Genomic DNA, 20,695 nt, shown 5'->3' with positions numbered 1-20,695 from the left:
TGCTCCATAAAATAAAACCGCCGGACGTTACCCTCCGGCGGTTGAGAATCAGAACATCATGGACATCCACGGGTAACCAATCAGCAGCAGGGCCGCCAGGAAGATGGCACCGAAGATGGTGCCTAACCGCCAGTAGTCTTTGGTCGGCAGGTAGCCGCTCCCGTAGTAAATCGGGCTCGGGCCAGTACCGTACGGGGTGATGATCCCCATGATACCCAGTGATGTCACCATCAGCAGGACGAACACTTCCATATTCATGCCTGGGATAGTGGCGGCGATGGTCAGCATCGCGGGCAGCAGCGCCGTGGTGTGTGCGGTGGTGCTGGCAAACAGGTAGTGCAGCAGGTAGAACGCCAGCAGCAGAACAACGGTTGCCACACCCGGAGAGATGCCGCTCATCAGCAGGCCGCCTTCTTTACCCAACCAGCTGATAAAGCCAGTAGAGGAGAGGCCGTCGGCCAGCGCAACTAACGTTGCGAACCATACAAAGGTGTTCCATGCGGCTTTGTTGCCGGTGATATCGTTCCACTCCAGCACGCCGGTCCACAGCATCAGGCCGACGATTAACAGGGCCGCCATTGCCGGTTCAATCCACGCCGCAGCGAAGATCCACATCAGCAGCGCACAGCACACGAAGACCAGCAGCAGAATTTCGTTACGTGACAGTTTGCCCAGTTTTTCCAGTTCACGGCTCGCCCACAGCGGCACTTCGTCGTTCACTTTCACTTCCGGCGGATAGAACCAGTAAGCCAGCAGCGGCATGGTCAGAATCAGCAGGATACCCAGCGGCAGGAAGGCGATGAACCAGGTGCCCCAGGAGATGGTGATACCGAGAATACTTTTCACCAGCGCCAGCGCCAGCAGGTTTGGTGCCAGTGCGGAAAGGAACATAGAACTGGTGATACACGCGGCGGTAATTGCCACCCACATCAGGTAAGAACCAATTTTACGCGCGCTCGGGTCGTTCGGTTTAGAACCGTACAGCGGCGGCAGGTTGGCGATAATCGGGTAGATTGTCCCGCCGCTACGGGCGGTGTTGGACGGGGTGAACGGTGCCAGCAGCAGGTCTGCAAAGGTAATAGCATAACCGAGCGTCAGGCTGCGACGACCCAGGTATTTCACCAGAATCAGCGCCAGGCGGCGACCGAAGCGAGTTTTGTCATAACCGGCGGCAAACATAAAGGCACCGAAAATCAGCCAAACGGTTGAGTTACCGAAGCCGCTCACCGCCCATTTGAAGGACGCGCCTGCCAGTTTGAATTTTGGATCGGCCAGCTGTTCCGGGCTGAAAAGCACCCACTGGCTGCATAATGCGATGGCGACGACGCCCGTCAGACCGATGACCGCACCCGGCAGGGGTTCGAAAATCAGGCCGACAATTACGCCGACAAAGATAGCGAAGTAGTGCCAGGCATACGGCGGCAGCCCTTCAGGAACCGGCACAAACAGCAGCAGCACGGCGACGATAATCGGCAGTGCCATCATCATCAGACGGTTTTTCTTTCCGTCTTTTGGCTTGCTCGCCACGGGGGGCGTTACGGCGGTTTTCTCATTCATAGTTTTGCGTCTTAAGTTGTTAGTAATTCGGTTATGCCAGAAATGACTTTTTGCTTTCTTTAGTTTTTTTACTTTATTTAATTATTAAAGGCGGCTTTTTGTATTACTGGCATGGAAATTTAGCGCTATTTCGTTAGCGATAAATCAGGAATTCTTTATATTTATTTAATGCTCTTTTAAAGAATAAGGCAATTGATCTCGATCAAAAAAACAGGACGATAACGCGCTTTTTATTATTTTTGAATAACCCTGTTGGACTATAAGGGTATTGGTCGCTAATGACTCGCGAGATCGCGTGTATCTTAAATATAGAACATAAGTTTTCGTTTGTCTAAGATATTGATTTTAATTGGTTGTTTTGGGTTTCGTTGAGGGTTGAACTGCGCCTTAAGAGGTAGCGTAAAAGTAATAATAATTTAAATAATTGTGAACAAATTATTTTTTAATTAATAACACTATGGGGGTATTGGTGTTATAGCGGTACTTAATTAGTTTTATAACTAACGTAATTACTTTCGTAACTAAAAATACCATTATATTAGTAGCATCAATATCGGCAAGAAAAAATAACTCAAATACACACCGATTCAGAATTCGCAGATTTCAATTTTTAAAGTTTGGAGTTTTATATGATGAACACAAACCATCGCATACTTGAGTCATTCACCTTACCGAACGGGACTGAAATTAAAAACCGTTTGTTCATGGCCCCGATGACCACATGTTCGGGGTATTACGACGGTTCAGTCAGCAGCGAGCTGATTGAGTACTATCGCGCCCGTTCTGGCAGCATCGGTACCATCATCGTTGAGTGCTGCTTTGTTGACGATCTCGGCCTCGCCTTCCCAGGCGCGCTGGGTATCGACAACGACGACAAAATCGCTGGCCTGGCGAAAATTGCCGAAGCGATCAAATCTAAAGGTTCTAAAGCGCTGCTGCAGATCTACCACGGCGGCCGTATGGTCGATCCGAAGTTGATTGGCGGCCGTACGCCGGTAGGCCCAAGCGCCGTAGCTGCACCGCGTGACGGAGCCGCAACCCCGGTCGCCCTGACCACGGAAGAAGTGTATGGCATGGTCGGTAAATTCGGCGATGCGGTACGTCGTGCAATCCAGGCCGGTTTCGACGGCGTGGAAATTCATGGCGCCAACACCTATCTGATTCAACAATTCTACTCGCCGAACTCCAACCAGCGTGACGATGAGTGGGGCGGTAGCCGCGACAATCGCGCAAAATTCCCGCTGGCAGTACTGGATATCACCCATAAAATGGTGCGCCAGTATGCTGATGACGCGTTCATTATCGGTTATCGCTTCTCACCGGAAGAGATGGAAGTCCCCGGTATCCGTTTTGACGACACCATGTATCTGCTGGAAAAACTGGCGGAGCGCGGCGTCGATTACCTGCACTTCTCCGTAGGCGCTACGCTGCGTCCTTCTATCGTCGAGACCAACGATCCGACGCCGCTGATTCAAAAATATGTCGCCATGCGTTCTGAAACGCTCGCGCAAATCCCGGTAATGGGCGTGGGCGGCGTAGTGAACGAAGCGGATGTCGATACCGCGCTGGATAACGGTTATGACCTGGTCGCCGTGGGACGCGCCTGCATCGCCTATCCGGACTGGACTGACCGCATTGCGCGTAATGAAGCGCCGGAACTGTTCATCGACAGCACCCAGCGTGAAGCCTTATGCATCCCGGAACCGCTGTGGCGTTTCTTCCTGGTTGAAGCGATGATCCGCGACATGAGCATGGGCGAGTCCAAATTCAAAGCGGGTACCTTTGTGGAAACCGTGATGGACGACACCAATGAACTGGTTATCAACGTCAGCCTGGATACGGACCGTATCGCCGATATCGAACTGGCGAGCGCGCCGGATCAAAGCGTGGAATTCACCACCAGTTTTGAAGAGATTCGTACCCGTATTCTCGATGCGAACACCCCGCACGTTGATGCTATTTCTGGCGCAACCAGTCAGAGTGAAGCAGTGAAAAAAGCCGTCTCTAAAGCGATGCTGAAATCGAGCAAAGCGCTGGTGGCAGAAGAGGGCGGTAACGTCGAAGAAGCGAAAAGCTACGACGTTGTGGTTGTGGGTAGCGGCGGTGCGGGTCTGGCTGCGGCGATTCAGGCGCACGACGAAGGCGCAAGCGTGCTGATTGTCGAAAAAATGCCAACCATTGGTGGGAATACCATCAAAGCCTCTGCCGGGATGAACGCGGCGGAAACTCGCTTCCAGCGTGTGAAAGGGATTCAGGACAGCAAAGAGCTGTTCTACCAGGAAACCCTGAAAGGCGGGAAAAACAAAAACAACCCGGAACTGCTGCGTCGCTTTGTCGAAAACGCACCAGAAGCCATCGAATGGCTGGCGACGCGCGGCATTATGCTGAACGACATCACCACTACCGGCGGGATGAGCATCGACCGTACCCACCGTCCACGTGACGGGTCGGCGGTTGGCGGCTATCTGATCAGTGGCCTGGTGCGTAACGTCAACAAACGCAATATTGATGTGATGCTCGATACTTCCGTCGTGGATATCGTGATGGATGGCGGCGAAGTTTCCGCAGTTCGTCTGCTGACCGAAGAGAAAGAGGCGCTTACCGTCGCAACCAAAAGCATTATCGTGGCGACCGGTGGCTTCAGCGCCAACAGCGCGATGGTGGTGAAATACCGTCCGGATCTGGCGGGCTTCGTCACCACCAACCATAAAGGCGCAACCGGTGGCGGTATCTCGCTTCTGGAAAACATTGGTGCTGGCACGGTGGATATGGGCGAAATTCAGATTCACCCGACCGTTGAGCAGAAAACATCGTACCTGATTTCCGAATCTATCCGCGGCGGCGGGGCGATTCTGGTCAATCAACAGGGCAACCGCTTCTTCAATGAAATGGAAACCCGCGACAAAGTCTCCGCGCAAATCATCGCGCTGCCGGAAAAATATGCCTACATCGTGTTTGATGAGCATGTTCGGGCGAAAAACAAAGCCGCTGATGAGTACATTGGCCGTGGCTTTGTCACCAGCGCCAGCTCACCGCGCGACCTGGCGAAAAAACTGGGGCTTAATGAAGACGCTTTCCTGGCAACACTGGAACGCTATAACGGTTTTGTTGAAAAACAGCACGATGATGACTTCGGTCGTACGACCGCGCTGCGTGCGCCAATCAACGAAGGCCCGTTCCACGCGATTCAGATTGCGCCAGGTGTGCACCACACCATGGGCGGCGTGACCATCAATACCGATACCTGCGTGCTGGATAAAGCGCACAAGGTGATCGCCGGGGCGTACGCCGCAGGCGAAGTGGTTGGCGGCATCCACGGTGGCAACCGTATCGGCGGTAACGCTGTCGCCGATATCATTATCTTTGGTACACTCGCCGGTCATCAGGCCGCAATGCGCGCAAAACGCAGCTAGCAGCCCATGAAACCCCGGTAGCCCAGGCTACCGGGTTCTCTTTTGTGAAAGGAGGCTGGAATGTCAGATGATGCACGCGTGTACAGTTATTCCGCGGTCCTGATGGGCTCGCCCATTCTGCTTAAACTCTTCGAACACAACGAATCGCTCGCCTCCCGCGTTTTTCACCTCATCAAGCAATACGAAGATCTCCTCACCGTTAACCGCGCGCAATCGCAGGTCATGGACATCAATCACGCCGCAGGATTAAACCCCGTCAGCGTCAGCCGCCCGGTTTATGAACTTATTAAATGCGCCAAAGCCGCAAGCCTTGTACGTGGTGGCGCGTTTAATCTGGCGATTGGCCCGCTGGTGAAACGCTGGAAAATCGGTTTTAAGGGCGATAGTGTGCCGCCTGCTGAAGATATCGCGCAGTTGCTGGCGCTGACCGATCCACATAATGTGGTGCTGGATGATGCCAAAAGCAGCGTATTTTTGACGCGTGCCGGGATGGAAATCGATCTGGGAGCGATTGCAAAAGGTTACATCGCTGACCGCGTGCGCGACTATTTGCGCCAGCAGGGTGTGAAGCTGGGATTGATTAATCTTGGCGGGAATGTGCAGACGCTGGGCTCGCCGGAGGGCGGTTGGTCGATTGGCCTGAAGAAGCCCTTTGCACAGGATAACGCGTTGCTCGGGGCCATTGAGGTGGTGAACAAGTCGGTGGTGACCTCTGGCGTCTACGAGCGCTTTTTCGAGCTGGACGGGCGCCGCTATCACCATATTCTTGACCCGCGCACCGGGTATCCGCTGGATAACGAGCTCGACAGCGTCACCATTATCGCCAGCGAATCGCTCGACTGTGATCTCTGGACCACGCTGATTTACGGAATGGGCGTTGAGAAGGGCACAGAGGCGCTGCGTAGCCGCCCGGATATTGAAGCGATATTTGTCACCAAACAGCGGGAGATCATTCTCTCATCGGCCAGACATTACCGGTTTACGCTGCTTGATGACGATTACCGGCTTACTGTGCGTACTGCTTAAGCAGGCCGTACTGTTCCGGCAGCAGGTGATAGCGATACACCGGGCGTCCGGTTGCGCCGTAGTGAATGCTGGTAAACAAAATATTAATCTGCGCCAGCCAAATCAGGTATTTACGGCATGATACGCGCGAGATATTCACCGCGTTCGCCAGGTCGTCGGTGGAGAACTCGCTTTCCGGATGCGCGTCAATCCACTGGCAAATCGTGCGCAGCGTCTGCGGCGTTAAGCCCTTCGGCAGACGTTTGGTGTCAGCCAGTTCCGGCGCGCCGCCGTGCAGCAGGCGATCGACATCGGCCTGTTCGTAATACTTATGATTACCCATCAGCTGTTTTTTCTCACGCCAGCCGGTTAACGCCTCTTCAAAGCGCGGGAACTGGAACGGTTTGATCAGGTAATCCACCACACCATAATGCATCGACGTTTGAATAGTTTCCGCATCTGAAGCGGAAGAGATCATGATAACGTCGATGGCCCGGCCCGATGCGCGAATGATCGGCAGCAGATCCAGCCCATTATCCTGTTGCATATAAACATCCAGCAGCACCAGATCGATGGGCTGCACACTCTCTTCAATAAATTCGCGAGCCTGGCTGAGGGTTGACGCGATACCACAGCAGCTAAACCCCTCAACCCGTTCGATATAGAGACGGTTCAGGTCGGCCACCATGGCATCATCATCAACAATTAACACATTAATCACTCGGCATTCCTCTCGCTGTCCCAGGGGATTTGTACAAAAAATTGCGTAAAGACGCCCGGCTCTGATTCCACGGCGATGCTGCCGCCGAGGTTTTCAGTTTGTTGCCGGGCCAGAAAGAGCCCGACGCCGCGATTCTCGCCTTTCGTCGAAAAACCTTTGGTAAAAATAGCATCAATTTTATCCGGGGCGATGCCAGGCCCATCATCACTGACTTCACTGGAGAGCCAGCCATTTTGATAGTGCAGCAGCAGGCTTATCTCGCCTTCCGGCTGGCCGGACATGGCGTCCAGCGCATTTTCAATCAGGTTGCCCAGCACGGTGACCAGTACCGCCACCTGTTGCTCGTTGGCATTGTCCGGCACGCGCGACTCCTCTGCCAGCGTCAGCGTAAACCCGGCCTCTTTTGCGCGATTGATTTTGCCGAGCAGGAACCCGGCAACAATCGGTGATTTAATTTTATGCTGAATTTCGCCGATATCGGTCTGATAATTTTGCGCGGTTTGCAGGATGTACTCTTCCAGCTTGTCATAGCGCTTGATGTGCAAAAGCCCGAGGATCACGTGCAGTTTATTCATAAATTCGTGAGACTGGGCGCGCAGGGCATCAACATAGTTAACCATACCATCCATGCGTTGCATCAACTGGCTGACTTCGGTTTTATCGCGGAAGGTGCAAATCGCACCAATCACGCGGTTCTGGCTGCGGACCGGCACGGTGTTGGTGAGTAACAGACGCCCATTGCAGCCCACTTCTTGATCCGGAATCGCGACTCCGGTTGACAAAACCTGTTGCAGGTTTCCCTGCAACGGCGCGTGTGGCGGTTCTCCAGGCTGGCGATTGTTGGCGGAGAGCAGAATTTGCCGCGCGGTATGGTTAATCAGCGTCACGTTCCCGAGGCTATCGACGGCGATCACGCCTTCTTTAAGCGATTGCAGCATCGCCTGACGCTGTTCAAACAGCGTAGAAATTTCGTAGGGCTCAAGGCCGAAAAGAATATTTTTCAGTACCCGAACCAGCACCCAGGTCCCGAAGCTGCCGATGATGGCGCTAAAGAGCACGAACCAGATGGCGTTCCAGCGGCTGGCGTTGATTTGCGCCTGAACATCGTTCATCGAGATGCCGACAATCACCACCCCAATCTGACGGCGCTGTTCGTCATAAACTGGCGTAAAGACGCGCAGCGCCTCTTCCAGTACGCCGTGGTTCACCGAGACATTTTCCTGGCCGAGCAGGGCGGGCTGTAAATCTTCTCCGATAAAGCGCTGGCCGACGCGGCGGGGATCAGGGTGCGAATAACGAATGCCATGCATATCGGTCACCACCGCATAAAGCAGATGATTACGTTGTTCCACGGCGGTTGAAATCGGTTGAATAATATCGCTGTAAGAAGGCGAGGTGAGGCCGCGTTTGATCTCCGGCGAATCGGCGAGGGTGCGCGCGATAGCAAAGGCGGTATCCTGCAACCCCGTGCGCGTGGCTTTGGCGATTTGCGCAAGATAAAAGGTGTAGATAACCAGCAGGACGGCACCGATGACACCGCAGACCATCAGGGTGACCAGCGTACTGAGCTTCATCGGACGTTTTGGCGCGCGTTGAGGCTGCTGTAAATCGTGCATCGGGATCCCTGTCGTCAATAATAAACACGCATTATCGCTGATAAGCCTGATTTCTTAAAGCAGTGTAACCCTTACCAAATCAAACGTCTCTTTGTGACGCCACTCGCAGGCTATCCATATGAAACACTTTATATTGAGAGGCAACTCATAATAAGGAGGCAGTTTATGAGCATTAAGCTTACCGATGCAGTCATGGAACGACGCAGTACTGTTACCGCCGATATCGACAGATTGTCCACTGAGGACATGCTTAACGTTATCAATCAGGAAGATAAACGTATTGCCGATGCCATCACGCCTTGTCTGGATGAAATTACCCGTTTAGTGGATCAAGCTGCGGCGGCGCTAAGCCGCGGTGGGCGTTTAGTGATAGTCGGCGCAGGCGCGTCGGGGCGTGCCGGGATGTTGGCCGCCAGTGAGTTTACCCCGCAGGGCCGCGGCCCGGTTGTCGGGCTTATCGCCGGTGGGCCGCAGGCGATGCTGAATGAAAAAAGCGAAGCCGCGTACGATTACGATCGCGGAGTGCTGGATCTCCAGGCCATCGGCTTTAATGATAAAGATATGCTACTGGGCCTGACCGTCGGTGGAAAAACGCCGTGGGTCTGGGGCGCACTGCGTCACGCCTGGTCGCTGGGCGCGCCGGTAGCGGTGCTCACGCGTAATCCGCAAAGCGAAGCCGCCCATCTGGCGTCGTTGGTTATCGCGCCACAAACCGGGGCGGAAGTGGTGGCAGGCTATGGTAATCCGAAAGCCAATGCCGCACAGAAGCTGATCCTGAATATGCTGACCACCGGGCTTGCGATTCGAAGCGGTCGGGTTTACAGCAATTTGCGCGTGGATCTCGACGGGGATACTACCCAGTGGTGCGAACGTCAGATTGCGATTGTGATGGAAGCGGGAAGTTGTTCACGCGGCGTGGCGAAAGCGGCCCTGGAACGCTGCGATCATCATTGTAAAACCGCAATTCTGATGGTGCTCACAGGAATGGAAGCACAGGATGCGAATGCCCTGCTGGCGCAGAACAATGGTTTTGTGCGAGTGGCGTTGCAGGAAGCGCCGTAAGGTTTCTGGATTGATAAACGAACAAAGCCCGCAATGCGGGCTTTATAATATGTAGGGATTAGAACTGATAGGTCAGGCCAACACCCACAACGTCATCGGTAGAGATACCGTTGTCGTGGTAGAATTTCACGTCGTTATCCAACATGTTGATTTTGTAATCAACATAAGTGGACATGTTTTTATTAAAGTAATAGGTTGCAGCTACGGAGATATAGTTCACCAGCGTTTTATCGGTGTATTCGGTGACATTGTGACGACCATTATAACCACCTAAGTCTTTACCCTTAGAATAAACCCAGGCTAAAGAAGGACGCAGACCGAAGTCGAATTGATACTGCGCAACCGCTTCAAAGTTTTGGGTTTTGTTGGCGATACCGTCATCACCATAAGGGGTCATATTACGTGTTTCAGCATACATTAACGCTAAGTAAGCGCCATTTGTACCTGAAGCAGCACCATCATATTTCATACCGATGGTCCAAGCTTCTGCCTCATCCCCGCCCGCGTATTTGCTATAACGGTTGTGAATAGTGCCAGCAGCGACTTGATCGTTGGTACGGTCAGAGGAAGAATATGCCGCACCTACGCTCAGACCTTCCAGTACATCGCCAAAGTCATAGGTTGTAGAAATACCAAAGCCATCACCGTTGTCCAGTCGGAAATCATCACCATCGTGGCGGTTTTTAGTGCCTTCATTCTGGCCGTCATCAGTGCCACCACTTTCGTTATTGCCTTGATACTGCAGTGCAAAATTCAAACCTTCTACCTGACCGAAGAAGTCAGTGTTTCTATAGGTCGCCACGCCGTTGGCACGGCCTGTCATAAAGTTATCTGTCCAGGTATAGGAGTCACCGCCGAATACCGGCAACATATCGGTCCAGGCTTCAACGTCGTAAACGACACCGTAGTTACGGCCATAATCAAATGAACCCGCATCTGCATACTTCAGGCCAGCGAAGGCAAGTTTCATGTAACCATTACCGCCAGCAGATTCAGTATCATTAGCGATCATTTTACCCAGCGCCTGTCCATAACCAGTCAGCTCTGGAGTAATCTGAGTCTCACCTTTGAATCCCAGTTCTACGATAGATTCATCACCGTCATCACCCGGATTGTCAGAGAAAGTATGACGTGCATCGACTTTCCCATAGATATCCAGTTTGTTCCCGTCTTTGTTATAGATTTCTGCCGCATTTGCTGCACCAGCCACTAATAATGCCGGGACAATAATTGCCAATACTTTTCTTTTCATTATTTATTTCCTTTAAATAATAATGGTTATGAATGCTTTTAGATAAATCAGCATTACATCGGCGATATTAGCCATAGAGTTCATTTTGTTTTACGTCAAAGATGTAACTATTCTATATTAAATATTGCAAAATATTTCTTTAATTGTTTATTTGTATGCATTGAATTAAATATATATGTATTGTGAATTCATGTGATTGATTTTATTGTGTTTTATATATGCAAATCTCTTAATGCATTCAATGCTTATATATGATTTAACGGCGGGGAGGGGGAGGGAAAAATCAAAAAAAAAGCCCGATCAAAAACTCATCGGGCCTGCTATAGATGAAAAAAATATTAACGAGTGCAGTGTAAAACAACAAAAGGCTAATAACAGACTTATAGTTGCATGAACAGAATGAAAAATAAAGTCTGGAAACGGATCGTTAAATATCAAAAAAATGAATGTATGCATCGAAAGCATATAGTGAAATTATGTTCATCAATAAGATCATAAAACCATGACGCGGGACCTGTTATGGATTGTGCATCACCTCACAAAATTGCCGAAGATCAAACGATCGGCATTTTGCCCTCAGGCAGGACCGACCAGTACTACTCAGCGTGAAAAGAGTCGCTATAATGTGACGGCAATCACATTTGCTCCTTAAGTGGAATTGCGGCAACAACGATTTTCCTCGCTAAATGAGAGTGTTATATGGAAGAAACAATGACGCGTGGCCCTGGCGGTAAGCTGGCGTTATGGGTTTTTTATGCGTTCTGCGGCTATTTTGTCTGGGCGATGGTGCGTTACTTTTGGGTTATTAGCGAGGTAGAAACCATTCCTGGCGCGACGCTGGATGGCGAAATCGCCTCAACCTCCGGCAAACTGCTTGGTGCGCTTGCGGGGTTTATCGTGCTCGGCATTGTCGGGTTGATCCTCGGCGGCATCGCCTGGTATACCCGTCCTCGTCAGATTCAGGAATGATGCGCTAAGCGAATTTTGTTATTCTCGCGGCCTGGAAACGGATTAAGGCCGCAAAGCATGACAATCGATGCCTGGCAGCAGCGTTTCGAACGCTGGTTCGCACAACATTACCCCGGTGGCGATGCCGCCCACGATATTTCCCATTTCCGCCGTGTCTGGCACAGCGCCAGACACATTGCCGCCGACGAGCCGGTCAACTTACTGGTGCTGCTCACGGCCTGCTATTTTCACGACATTATCAGCCCGCCCAAAAATCATCCCGATCGTTCTCGCGCTTCGCGGTTATCCGCCGAACGAACGCAGGTCATTCTGCGTCAGGATTTCCCTGATTTCCCGGACGATCTCTTTCCCGCGCTGGCGCACGCCATTGAGGCCCACAGTTTCAGTGCGCAGATAACGCCACGGACCCTGGAAGCGAAAGTTGTGCAGGATGCCGATCGTCTTGAAGCGTTGGGCGCCATCGGTCTCGCGCGCGTCTTTGCCGTGTCGGGCGCCCTGAACACGCCGCTGTTTGATGCGGATGATCCTTTTGCTGACTCTCGCCCATTAGACGATAAACGTTGGGCGCTGGATCACTTTCAAACCAAGCTGTTACGGTTGCCGCAAACCATGCAAACGCCCAGAGGGCGCAAGCTTGCGCAACATAATGCGGATTATCTGGTGCAGTTTATGGCGAAACTGAGCGCTGAGCTGAGCGGCGACCCGCAGGGTCTGGATGAGGCGGTGGTGCGCCGATTTGCGCCGTCGGAATGAATTTCCTGCTGCAAAGTATGGTAATCTCACGCTTATTTGTCTGGTCTGGTTGAATCTATGCAACAGAGTGAGTCACTGAGTGCGGCCCCGCATCGGGCGGTTGAAACCGATGCCCAGGCACTGCTTGAACAGGTGCTGGAAATATACGATCTCAAAACCATCGTGGCGCAGCTGAATGCGGTGGGCGAGCAGCACTGGAGCCCGGCCATCGTTAAACGGGTGGTGACGCTGGCGCGTGCCAATACGCGGTTGAGTGATAATGAAGTTGCACAGCTGACGGCTTTATTGCCCAAACCTCCCGCACATCATCCAGATTACGCATTTCGTTTTGTCGATCTGTTTGCCGGTATCGGCGGCATTCGCCACGGGTTTGAAGCCATCGGCGGGAAGTGTGTGTTTACCAGTGAATGGAACAAACACGCGGTGCGTACCTATAAAGCTAACTGGTTCTGCGATCCGCACGAGCATCAGTTCAACGCCGACATCCGTGACATCACCTTAAGTCATCACACTGATGTGAGCGACAGCGAAGCCCAGGCGCATATTCGTCAACACATTCCCCAGCACGATGTTTTGCTCGCGGGCTTCCCGTGCCAGCCGTTTTCCCTGGCGGGCGTATCCAAGAAAAATGCGCTGGGCCGTGCGCACGGTTTTGCCTGTGATACGCAGGGCACACTGTTTTTTGATGTGGTGCGCATCATCGACGCGCGCCGTCCGCCTGTCTTTGTGCTGGAGAACGTCAAAAACCTCAAAAGCCACGACGGCGGTAAAACCTTCCGCATCATTATGCAAACCCTGGATGAACTGGGGTACGAAGTCTCGGATGCGGCGGATATGGGCGCAGATGACCCGAAAATTATCGACGGGCAGCACTTTTTACCGCAGCACCGCGAACGTATCGTGCTGGTGGGTTTCCGACGCGACCTTGGTCTGCACAAAGGATTTACCCTGCGCGATATTCCGGATTACTACCCGGCACGGCGACCGGATTTTGGCGAACTGCTGGACCCAATAGTGGATGAAAAATTCATTCTCACCCCTGTGCTGTGGAAATATCTCTACCGCTACGCGCGTAAGCATCAGGCAAAAGGTAACGGTTTTGGTTACGGCATGGTTGACCCGACCCGTCCCGGCAGCGTGGCGCGTACGCTTTCTGCACGCTATTACAAAGACGGCGCGGAGATCCTCATCGATCGCGGATGGGATAAAGCGCTGGGTGAGAAAGATTTTGACGATCCGCAAAACCAGAAGCATCGCCCGCGCCGCTTAACGCCACGGGAATGCGCGCGCCTGATGGGCTTTGAACAACCTCAGGGGTATCAGTTCCGTATCCCGGTTTCTGATACCCAGGCGTATCGCCAGTTTGGCAACTCGGTGGTGGTGCCGGTCTTTGCCGCCGTGGCGCGTCTGCTGCGTTCGCGCATTTTGCAGGCCGTTGCGATGCGAGAGAAAAATGGCGGACGTTCACGATAAAGCCACCCGCAGTAAAAACATGCGGGCGATCGGCACGCGCGACACGGCGATTGAAAAACGCGTCGCCGCGTTGCTCGCCGAGTGCGGCTTTGCCTGGACCGCGCAGGAGAAAAACCTGCCGGGGCGGCCCGACTTCGCGCTGGACGATTACCGCTGCATCATCTTTACCCATGGCTGTTTCTGGCATCATCACGACTGCTACTTGTTTAAGGTCCCCGCCACGCGTACGGAATTCTGGCTGACAAAAATCGCCAGCAATGTGGCGCGCGACAGGCGCGATGTTGCCCGACTGCATCAGTTGGGCTGGCGGGTATTGATTATCTGGGAGTGCGCCCTGCGCGGGCGTGAAAAACTGGCTGATAACGAGCTGAAGGAACGGCTGGAAGAGTGGATCTGCGGCGGCGAGGGCAGCGCGCAGATCGGCACTCAGGGGATGTCGCAACTGGCGATTACTTCTCTACCTGACACGATGTAACGCTGCTTTTCGCGCCGACCAGATACTTTCCTAATGTCACCAGCACCACGGCGGCGATAATAATCACCAGCGCCAGCCACTCGACGCCCGATAAACGCTCGCCGTTAAACCCGGTACCCAACAGTACCGCCACCACCGGGTTAACATAGGCGTAGCTGGTTGCGACCGCAGGCGACACGTTGCGGATTAAAAACATATACGCATTGATGGCGATGATGGAGCCGAACACGGCCAGATACGCCACCGCCAGAAAGCCAGAAGTATCCGGCATTGTGGTCAGACGCTCACCCGTCAGCAGAGAAGCGCTCATCAGCACGATACCTGCCGCCAGCATTTCAACCGCGCCCGCCATCATACCGACGGGCAATTCGATGCGCGAACCGTAGACAGAACCAAAAGCCCAGCTCATCGAGCCAATTAAAATCAAAACCGCGCCCCACGGGTTACCGCTGAGGTTGCCGCCGCTGTTGAGAAGAATAATCCCGGCAAGACCGATGGCGATACCCAACCATTCGAGTTTACGCGTCGCGATACCAAAAAAGCGGCTGAAGCAGAGTGTAAACAGCGGCACTGTCGCGACCATCACGGCAGCAATACCGGAAGGCACATTCTGATGTTCGGCGACAGTCACCAGACCGTTACCCACTGAAAGCAGCAGTACGCCAATTAACGCGGCGTTCAGCAACGGACGCCATGCCGGCAGGCGATGTCCGGTTAACAGCAGATAGCTCAGCAGCAAAATTCCCGCCGAAAGAAAACGCACGCCAGCCATCATTAACGGTGGCCAACTGGCAACGCCGATGCTGATGGCGAAGTAGGTCGAACCCCAGATAATGTAGAGCGCAAATAATGCACCGATAAGCGGTAACAGCTGTTTGATACGCATAATTTCTCACGGGAAAACACCAAGGCGGGATATAGTAAGCGGCAAAATGATTCTCTGCGAGTGCTTTTATTCGTAGTGCAATGTTGAATTTATGTATGCAAAATGTATGGTATGTGTAACCCGTACATTTGCTCCATACTGTGTGATTAATAAACAAAATAATGAAAGGAACGGATTGTGGCGGGAAGTAGTTTATTAACCTTACTGGATGATATTGCCACGCTGCTGGATGACATCTCCATGATGGGCAAGCTGGCGGCGAAAAAGACGGCGGGCGTGCTGGGCGATGATTTGTCGCTGAATGCGCAGCAGGTTTCGGGAGTGCGCGCGAATCGTGAACTTCCGGTGGTCTGGAGCGTGGCGAAGGGTTCGCTGCTCAATAAAGTGATCCTCGTGCCATTGGCCCTGTTGATCAGCGCGTTTATCCCCTGGGCGGTGACTCCGTTGTTAATGATAGGCGGGGCGTTCCTGTGCTTTGAAGGGGTCGAGAAAGTGGTGCATACGCTGCATGCGCGTAAGCACAAAGAGGATGATGCCGCGCGTCAGCAGCGATTAGACGCCATCGCCAATCAGGACCCGATGGTGTATGAACGCGATAAAGTGAAAGGCGCAATCCGTACCGATTTTATTCTCTCCGCTGAAATCGTCGCGATTACCCTTGGTATCGTGGCAGAAGCCCCGCTACTGAACCAGGTTTTGATTCTGTCAGGTATCGCCGTGTTGGTCACCGTCGGCGTTTACGGGCTGGTGGGCATCATCGTTAAACTGGACGATATGGGCTACTGGCTGGCGGAGAAAAAGAGCGCGCTGGCACAAGGCGTCGGGAAAGGTTTACTTTTTGTTGCACCATGGTTGATGAAAATATTATCCGTGGTCGGTACGCTGGCGATGTTTTTGGTTGGCGGCGGGATTGTGGTCCACGGCGTTGCGCCGTTGCATCACGCGATTGAAGGCTTTGCCGCGCAGCAGGGAGCCGTTGTCGCGATGTTACTACCGACGATTGCGAATCTGGTGCTCGGTTTTATTATCGGCGCTGTCGTGGTGGCGGTCGTGAATGGCGTCAATTGCCTTCGTCAGCGTGAAGGCTAAAAAGTGCGCACCGATTACGCAAACCCGCCGGCGATCGACTAATGTGAAACTGTTTCACCCTGATACCGGAGGCAACTATGGTCTTTTTGGTCAGTGATGAAGTTCGGTCTAAAAATGGTGGTCAGCGCATGGTCGTGACGGGTTATGCCAGTGGGATGGTTGAATGCCGCTGGTATGACGGTTTTGGCGTCAAGCGTGAGGCCTTCCGTGAAGATGAGCTTATGCCCGGCGGCGATCGCGCGCAGGAGAAAGCCTAGCCAAAACGCCCGGCATGGGTCGGGCGTTTTTGACTCAGTGCCTCGATTGTTGTACATCATGAATTCAAAGCTGTTTTTCCGTTCAGGAGTGAGTACGTTGTCTCTTCATCAGGAGTTTTGCCGGGAGCCTTTGTGCATCCCGTAGCCCCCGAAAAATCCCCCGGTTGGTTGAGAAAGCTTAGCCAGCACTCCCGACCCGGTAGAGTGGTAAACCTCTGCTTTTGCGTTGTTCTGCTGTTTTCAACGATTCTGACGTGGCGTGAAACGGTGGTACTGGAGGAGGCTTATATCTCCAGCCAGCGCAATAATCTGGAAAACGTTGCCCGTGAGATGGACGGGCAGCTGCAATTCAACGTCGATCGCCTGCTTTTTTTTCGTCATGGTATGCAAGCCGCGCTGCAGGCGCCGCTGGCGTTTGAAGTTTTGCGTAATGCGGAAGCGGAATTCTCCCGCAAACGCCATGAGCCAGACTGGCATATCGCGCTGGAAAACCGCCGTACTCTGCCGCTTAATGGCGTGTCGGATGCCTTTGTCGAGCAGTCTGAGCTCTTATCTCGTGATAATCCGCTGGTGACTAACGAATTCACCGCTACGCTCGAATTGGGTTATCTGCTGCGACTGTCAACCATTACCAAAAACCATCTCTCGCGCTTTTCACCGCGTATGCTGTATGTATCGCGGGCCGGATTTTTCCTGAGCAGCGAGCCGGTAACCCGCAACATCACCGAGCAGTTTTATGAGCAGGTGACCAGCCCGTGGTTCCAACAGCAGTCTGAACGTTTGAACCCGGGGCGCGGTGTACGCTGGTACACTTCATTCTCCAGCGATAAACAGCATGAAGCGCAGATGGTCACGGCATCGGTGCCGCTGAATTATCAGCACTATTGGTTTGGCGTGCTGGCGGCACAGCTTTCGGTCAGAGAAATGGGCGATTTTTTACTGCGCGCCGTTGAGGGCGAAACCGAAGGGGAGTACCAGCTGTACGATAGCCGGATGAACCTCATTGCCTCGTCCGACCCTCGCGTTACGCCACTCACGCAGGAAGTGCAGGCCCAGCTTGCTCGCGCCTATGAAGATAATAATCGCGGTAGTCTTCGCGAAATGACGCGCTATATCAGTTGGGAAAAGCTGCGTAATTTTGACGGTGTTCTGCTGCGCATTCATAGCCTGGAAGAGGGGCTAAAAGGCGATTTCGGGCGTATCAGCATCGCGCTTACCCTGCTGTGGGTGCTGTTCACCGGGATGCTGATTCTCTCGTGGATGGTTATTCGCCAAATGGTGAGCAATATGTCCACATTGCAGGAGTCCCTGCAATGGCGCGCCTGGTACGATGCACTGACGCGTTTATACAACCGTGGCGCATTGTTCGAACGTGCGGCAACGGCATCGGCACAGTGTCGGCAGGCTGGAAAACCGCTGGCGGTTCTGCAACTCGATCTCGATCATTTTAAATCGATTAACGATCGCTATGGCCATCAGGCTGGCGACCGCGTGCTGGCACATATCGCCCGTTTAATTGCTAATAAAATACGCGAAGGGGATATTGCCGGGCGTGTGGGTGGAGAGGAGTTCTGCGTTGTTCTGCCGAACGCCACGCTCGCTCAGGCGCGCGAGATAGCTGAGCGGATACGCGAGTGTATTAACCGCCGTGAGATACTGGTGTCGAAAGGGCAAACCATCCGCGTAAGCGCGTCCGTTGGGGTTTCAGCCAGCGACGATGAGCAGGAACGTTATGATTTTGCCTATCTGCAATCCGTGGCCGATCGCCGCCTCTATCTGGCGAAAGAGGCCGGACGTAATCAGGTGCGCGCCGAAGATTAATTACCCAGGAAGTGGCTGAGGCCCTCGTCCCAGCCACTCGGGCCACGCAGTTGTGTATGGTAGACCCGCTGCGGGTCGTCATTTTTTAAATGAATGCCTTCCCGGCTCAGGCTTTTCACCACCACGGCGTAATCGGTGCTATCCAGCAGGTCCGCATCGTTAGGGCCGTCACCTAAACCAAGGGAAAGGCGACTGTGACCTTCCCGTTGTAGCATCCTGCGGCGCAGAAAACTGACCGCCTGTGCCTTACCGCTTTGCTCATCCAGCACGTGCCAGAAACGCGCCCCCTGAATAAAACGCAGCCCAAGCTGATGTAACGTCGCGGAAAATGCGGCCATGCGTTCATCGGTATCGCGCCAGATAAGCGTCTCAGAAGCCTCCTGAAGGCGTGCCAGCGCCGCATGTTTGTCATTCAGACCAGACCACTCGCTGAGCACCTGCGCGTCGACATCGGAAATCGCGGTAAACTTATAGCCTTCCCGTTCGCGAAGATGGTGCAGGACACCAAGAATATCTGCATGTGTCGCCCCGCAAATGATGCGTGGCCAGGACTCGTCATCCTGCCATTTTGCATCAAGCTGGATAACTGCCCCGTTCTCAGCAATAAACGCGCGGCCTTCCAGACCAATCTCTTTCTGAATAAGCATCATTTCTGCGGCAGTTTTACTGCTACACAGGACAACCGGCACATCCCGCTGTTTAAGACGCATCAGCCAGGAGGCGGCCGGCTGCCAGTCATAAGTGTGGTTATCCAGCAGCGTACCATCCAAATCAGTGAAGATAACCAGCGGTTGTTGCCGATCAAACATAAGGTCTCCTTATGTACTCTTTTGCTATTAAGAAAAATCTCAAAATAATAAAACGATATAATTGAGATAAAACTGATGACAACCCGCGTCGGATGCTGGGCCGGCCGTAGTACACCGATGCATTGTCTGTGAATGGATTGTTCGGTCTGGTGAATAAATCTTGTCATTGGATATAAACGCAGATAATGTTTCATCCACATCAGATTTCCTGGTGTAACGAATTTTTCGATGACTTCTTGCAGATGCAAGTTTGATCCCGACTCCTCAAGCGTCGGGATTTTTTTATCCCCATCTTCAGCGATTCACTTCGTTCACGCTAAAGTCGTGAATATCCAGCTCAAACGCTTCAGCCAGTTCTCGCCAGGTATGGTATTCGCGGCCATCAACGCTCACATGATAGGGATCGTCAGCGGCACGATGGATTTCGCTTTCGCTGATTTCATTGATTGCTGCCAGCAGCGCATCAACGTTGACGCCGTGGGTCGCTTTGGCATTGTTCATCATCACTACCTCTTACAGCCCGTGCAATAATAAGTATACCCGGCATTTATCAATGTGCTCATTTTATGAGCGGATGAGTGATTGATGAAGAAAGCAGCAGTTATGCAGTAAGGCGCTGTCAGCGGGGGTAAGGCTGGTCAGTTAAGGGCTGATTCACTTTTCAGAGCATCTTCCCGTTGCGCTCCTTCCTGGCTCCATGCCATATAAATCGTGCAGGCGCAGGGAGCACGCAGGGGGCGGCCAATCGCCGCCGCCCCCTGCACCCCCGGGCTTTGGCGGAAAAATCGCCGCTTCGCGGTTCTCTCAGCTTATCCCTTACGGCTTTCGGGTCGGGCGCGAGGTAACATCCCTGTAAAGCCGCGCCCTCAGCCCACATCCATGTGGGCTGCCCCGGCCTCCAGGGAACGCTTCGGCGATTTTGACGCCACCAACGGCGGTGCGGCCTTTAAGTTAACAGCGAAAACCAATGTATCTGAAACCGACGAGTCCCCGCTGGAAATCGGCGAGCCGGAGAATGGAAGACAAGGTCAGTCCGCCATGGATGGCGGACTGAGGCGAACCGAGACAGGACGTCGAGTTTCGCCGTGCCGCAGGCTGGAGTTCGGAGGAGAGCGCAGTGCGAAGCACCGATTTCCCTGCGGGGCCGCGGGGATTGCGAAGGGGGTCGCGGTTGACCCCCTTTGCCCGTTCACTGATGCTGATGTTACATGTAGCGCAATACATAAAGTGAACGGAACTTTGCGCTTAACTGACCAGCATTACTGTCAGCGGGGGAGTTTTGTTCTACACTGGGCAGAAACGTTGAGGAGATTGCGTATGCAGGTAAACGATCGTGTCACGGTCAAAACGGATGGCGGCCCGCGTCGATCGGGCGTGGTACTGGCGATTGAGCAGTTCAGTGAAGGAACAATGTATCTGGTCTCGCTGGAAGATTATCCGCTCGGTATTTGGTTTTTCAATGAACATGGCCACCCGGACGGTATTTTCGTCGAGAAAGTAGACTGAATCGGGGTAAAATTGACTGGCGGTGTTATCC

At 53.1% G+C, this 20,695-nt stretch carries 18 protein-coding genes; 11 read left to right on the top strand and 7 right to left on the bottom strand.

Going from position 1 to position 20,695, the window contains the following annotated elements:
• Positions 1-48: 48 nt before the first annotated feature.
• On the bottom strand, positions 49-1,557 hold the full coding sequence (locus tag AC1MKH_RS15455) for an anion permease (RefSeq protein WP_276220396.1): 1,509 nt from the start codon (positions 1,555-1,557) through the stop codon (positions 49-51).
• A gap of 632 nt (positions 1,558-2,189) precedes the next feature.
• Here AC1MKH_RS15455 and AC1MKH_RS15450 point away from each other — a divergent pair.
• Both AC1MKH_RS15450 and AC1MKH_RS15445 read left to right on the top strand, forming a co-directional pair.
• Positions 2,190-4,970, top strand: a complete 2,781-nt coding sequence (locus AC1MKH_RS15450) for a flavocytochrome c (RefSeq protein WP_276220530.1) — start codon at positions 2,190-2,192, stop codon at positions 4,968-4,970.
• A gap of 60 nt (positions 4,971-5,030) precedes the next feature.
• Positions 5,031-5,996: an FAD:protein FMN transferase gene (locus AC1MKH_RS15445; RefSeq protein ID WP_276220395.1), complete on the top strand. Its 966-nt coding sequence runs from the start codon at positions 5,031-5,033 to the stop codon at positions 5,994-5,996.
• Here AC1MKH_RS15445 and dcuR read toward each other — a convergent pair.
• Together dcuR and AC1MKH_RS15435 are read right to left on the bottom strand one after the other, a co-directional pair.
• Complete coding sequence (gene dcuR, locus AC1MKH_RS15440) at positions 5,977-6,696, bottom strand: two-component system response regulator DcuR (RefSeq protein WP_276220394.1); 720 nt, start codon at positions 6,694-6,696, stop codon at positions 5,977-5,979. The two genes, AC1MKH_RS15445 and dcuR, sit on opposite strands and share 20 nt — an antisense overlap.
• On the bottom strand, positions 6,693-8,312 hold the full coding sequence (locus AC1MKH_RS15435; RefSeq protein ID WP_276220393.1) for a sensor histidine kinase: 1,620 nt from the start codon (positions 8,310-8,312) through the stop codon (positions 6,693-6,695). Before AC1MKH_RS15435 ends, dcuR begins: the two co-directional genes overlap by 4 nt.
• A 165-nt stretch (positions 8,313-8,477) precedes the next feature.
• On the opposite strand from AC1MKH_RS15435, the gene AC1MKH_RS15430 reads away from it, so the two are divergent.
• Entirely contained in the window at positions 8,478-9,374 is an 897-nt protein-coding gene (locus tag AC1MKH_RS15430) for an N-acetylmuramic acid 6-phosphate etherase (protein ID WP_276220392.1), read from the top strand.
• A 58-nt stretch (positions 9,375-9,432) separates the two neighbouring features.
• Here the strand turns inward: AC1MKH_RS15430 and AC1MKH_RS15425 are convergent, their stop codons facing one another.
• Entirely contained in the window at positions 9,433-10,626 is a 1,194-nt protein-coding gene (locus AC1MKH_RS15425; protein WP_276220391.1) for a porin, read from the bottom strand.
• A 699-nt stretch (positions 10,627-11,325) separates the two neighbouring features.
• Here AC1MKH_RS15425 and drpB point away from each other — a divergent pair.
• The 4 genes from drpB to AC1MKH_RS15405 are packed head-to-tail and all read left to right on the top strand — an operon-like array spanning position 11,326 to position 14,296.
• A complete protein-coding gene (drpB, locus tag AC1MKH_RS15420) occupies positions 11,326-11,595 on the top strand; it encodes a cell division protein DrpB (RefSeq protein WP_276220390.1) in 270 nt (89 codons plus the stop codon).
• A 57-nt stretch (positions 11,596-11,652) separates the two neighbouring features.
• The gene (locus AC1MKH_RS15415; RefSeq protein ID WP_276220389.1) at positions 11,653-12,348 is read left to right on the top strand and encodes a phosphohydrolase; all 696 of its coding nucleotides are present in this window, start codon (positions 11,653-11,655) and stop codon (positions 12,346-12,348) included.
• 57 nt (positions 12,349-12,405) lie between these two features.
• On the top strand, positions 12,406-13,821 hold the full coding sequence (locus AC1MKH_RS15410) for a DNA cytosine methyltransferase (protein ID WP_276220388.1): 1,416 nt from the start codon (positions 12,406-12,408) through the stop codon (positions 13,819-13,821).
• A complete protein-coding gene (locus AC1MKH_RS15405) occupies positions 13,802-14,296 on the top strand; it encodes a very short patch repair endonuclease (protein ID WP_276220387.1) in 495 nt (164 codons plus the stop codon). Before AC1MKH_RS15410 ends, AC1MKH_RS15405 begins: the two co-directional genes overlap by 20 nt.
• Here AC1MKH_RS15405 and yedA read toward each other — a convergent pair.
• Positions 14,271-15,182, bottom strand: a complete 912-nt coding sequence (gene yedA, locus AC1MKH_RS15400) for a drug/metabolite exporter YedA (protein ID WP_276220386.1) — start codon at positions 15,180-15,182, stop codon at positions 14,271-14,273. The two genes, AC1MKH_RS15405 and yedA, sit on opposite strands and share 26 nt — an antisense overlap.
• Positions 15,183-15,359: 177 nt before the next feature.
• Here yedA and AC1MKH_RS15395 point away from each other — a divergent pair, with 177 nt between their 5' ends.
• The 3 genes from AC1MKH_RS15395 to dgcQ all read left to right on the top strand — a co-directional run bounded on the left by AC1MKH_RS15395 (position 15,360) and on the right by dgcQ (position 18,349).
• A complete protein-coding gene (locus tag AC1MKH_RS15395) occupies positions 15,360-16,271 on the top strand; it encodes a DUF808 family protein (RefSeq protein ID WP_276220385.1) in 912 nt (303 codons plus the stop codon).
• A 77-nt stretch (positions 16,272-16,348) separates the two neighbouring features.
• Positions 16,349-16,528, top strand: a complete 180-nt coding sequence (locus AC1MKH_RS15390; protein ID WP_015963932.1) for a YodC family protein — start codon at positions 16,349-16,351, stop codon at positions 16,526-16,528.
• A 132-nt stretch (positions 16,529-16,660) separates the two neighbouring features.
• On the top strand, positions 16,661-18,349 hold the full coding sequence (dgcQ, locus tag AC1MKH_RS15385; RefSeq protein WP_276220384.1) for a cellulose biosynthesis regulator diguanylate cyclase DgcQ: 1,689 nt from the start codon (positions 16,661-16,663) through the stop codon (positions 18,347-18,349).
• Here dgcQ and AC1MKH_RS15380 read toward each other — a convergent pair.
• Both AC1MKH_RS15380 and AC1MKH_RS15375 read right to left on the bottom strand, forming a co-directional pair.
• Positions 18,346-19,158 (bottom strand): mannosyl-3-phosphoglycerate phosphatase-related protein, encoded by an 813-nt coding sequence (locus AC1MKH_RS15380; protein WP_276220383.1) that lies wholly within the window; start codon positions 19,156-19,158, stop codon positions 18,346-18,348. The genes dgcQ and AC1MKH_RS15380 overlap by 4 nt on opposite strands.
• A gap of 294 nt (positions 19,159-19,452) precedes the next feature.
• On the bottom strand, positions 19,453-19,662 hold the full coding sequence (locus AC1MKH_RS15375) for a YodD family protein (protein WP_015963934.1): 210 nt from the start codon (positions 19,660-19,662) through the stop codon (positions 19,453-19,455).
• An 813-nt stretch (positions 19,663-20,475) separates the two neighbouring features.
• On the opposite strand from AC1MKH_RS15375, the gene dsrB reads away from it, so the two are divergent.
• Positions 20,476-20,664: a protein DsrB gene (gene dsrB / locus AC1MKH_RS15370; RefSeq protein ID WP_015963935.1), complete on the top strand. Its 189-nt coding sequence runs from the start codon at positions 20,476-20,478 to the stop codon at positions 20,662-20,664.
• Positions 20,665-20,695 lie beyond the last annotated feature (31 nt).

This window comes from Pseudocitrobacter sp. CD920760 (genome assembly GCF_057782505.1).
The sequence above is the reverse complement of the archived record's forward strand: the minus strand, read 5'-3'. Positions and strand labels throughout refer to the sequence as shown.

What these genes read in the sequence shown, in the direction of transcription:
- AC1MKH_RS15415 (WP_276220389.1), top strand. Translation starts at nt 11,653, where the DNA reads ATGACAATCGATGCCTGGCAGCAGCGTTTCGAACGCTGGTTCGCACAA.
- AC1MKH_RS15425 (WP_276220391.1), bottom strand. Translation starts at nt 10,626, where the DNA reads ATGAAAAGAAAAGTATTGGCAATTATTGTCCCGGCATTATTAGTGGCT.
- AC1MKH_RS15375 (WP_015963934.1), bottom strand. Translation starts at nt 19,662, where the DNA reads ATGATGAACAATGCCAAAGCGACCCACGGCGTCAACGTTGATGCGCTG.
- AC1MKH_RS15445 (WP_276220395.1), top strand. Translation starts at nt 5,031, where the DNA reads ATGTCAGATGATGCACGCGTGTACAGTTATTCCGCGGTCCTGATGGGC.
- AC1MKH_RS15450 (WP_276220530.1), top strand. Translation starts at nt 2,190, where the DNA reads ATGAACACAAACCATCGCATACTTGAGTCATTCACCTTACCGAACGGG.
- AC1MKH_RS15390 (WP_015963932.1), top strand. Translation starts at nt 16,349, where the DNA reads ATGGTCTTTTTGGTCAGTGATGAAGTTCGGTCTAAAAATGGTGGTCAG.
- AC1MKH_RS15410 (WP_276220388.1), top strand. Translation starts at nt 12,406, where the DNA reads ATGCAACAGAGTGAGTCACTGAGTGCGGCCCCGCATCGGGCGGTTGAA.
- AC1MKH_RS15380 (WP_276220383.1), bottom strand. Translation starts at nt 19,158, where the DNA reads ATGTTTGATCGGCAACAACCGCTGGTTATCTTCACTGATTTGGATGGT.
- dsrB (WP_015963935.1), top strand. Translation starts at nt 20,476, where the DNA reads ATGCAGGTAAACGATCGTGTCACGGTCAAAACGGATGGCGGCCCGCGT.
- AC1MKH_RS15405 (WP_276220387.1), top strand. Translation starts at nt 13,802, where the DNA reads ATGGCGGACGTTCACGATAAAGCCACCCGCAGTAAAAACATGCGGGCG.
- yedA (WP_276220386.1), bottom strand. Translation starts at nt 15,182, where the DNA reads ATGCGTATCAAACAGCTGTTACCGCTTATCGGTGCATTATTTGCGCTC.
- AC1MKH_RS15455 (WP_276220396.1), bottom strand. Translation starts at nt 1,557, where the DNA reads ATGAATGAGAAAACCGCCGTAACGCCCCCCGTGGCGAGCAAGCCAAAA.
- drpB (WP_276220390.1), top strand. Translation starts at nt 11,326, where the DNA reads ATGGAAGAAACAATGACGCGTGGCCCTGGCGGTAAGCTGGCGTTATGG.
- AC1MKH_RS15435 (WP_276220393.1), bottom strand. Translation starts at nt 8,312, where the DNA reads ATGCACGATTTACAGCAGCCTCAACGCGCGCCAAAACGTCCGATGAAG.
- AC1MKH_RS15430 (WP_276220392.1), top strand. Translation starts at nt 8,478, where the DNA reads ATGAGCATTAAGCTTACCGATGCAGTCATGGAACGACGCAGTACTGTT.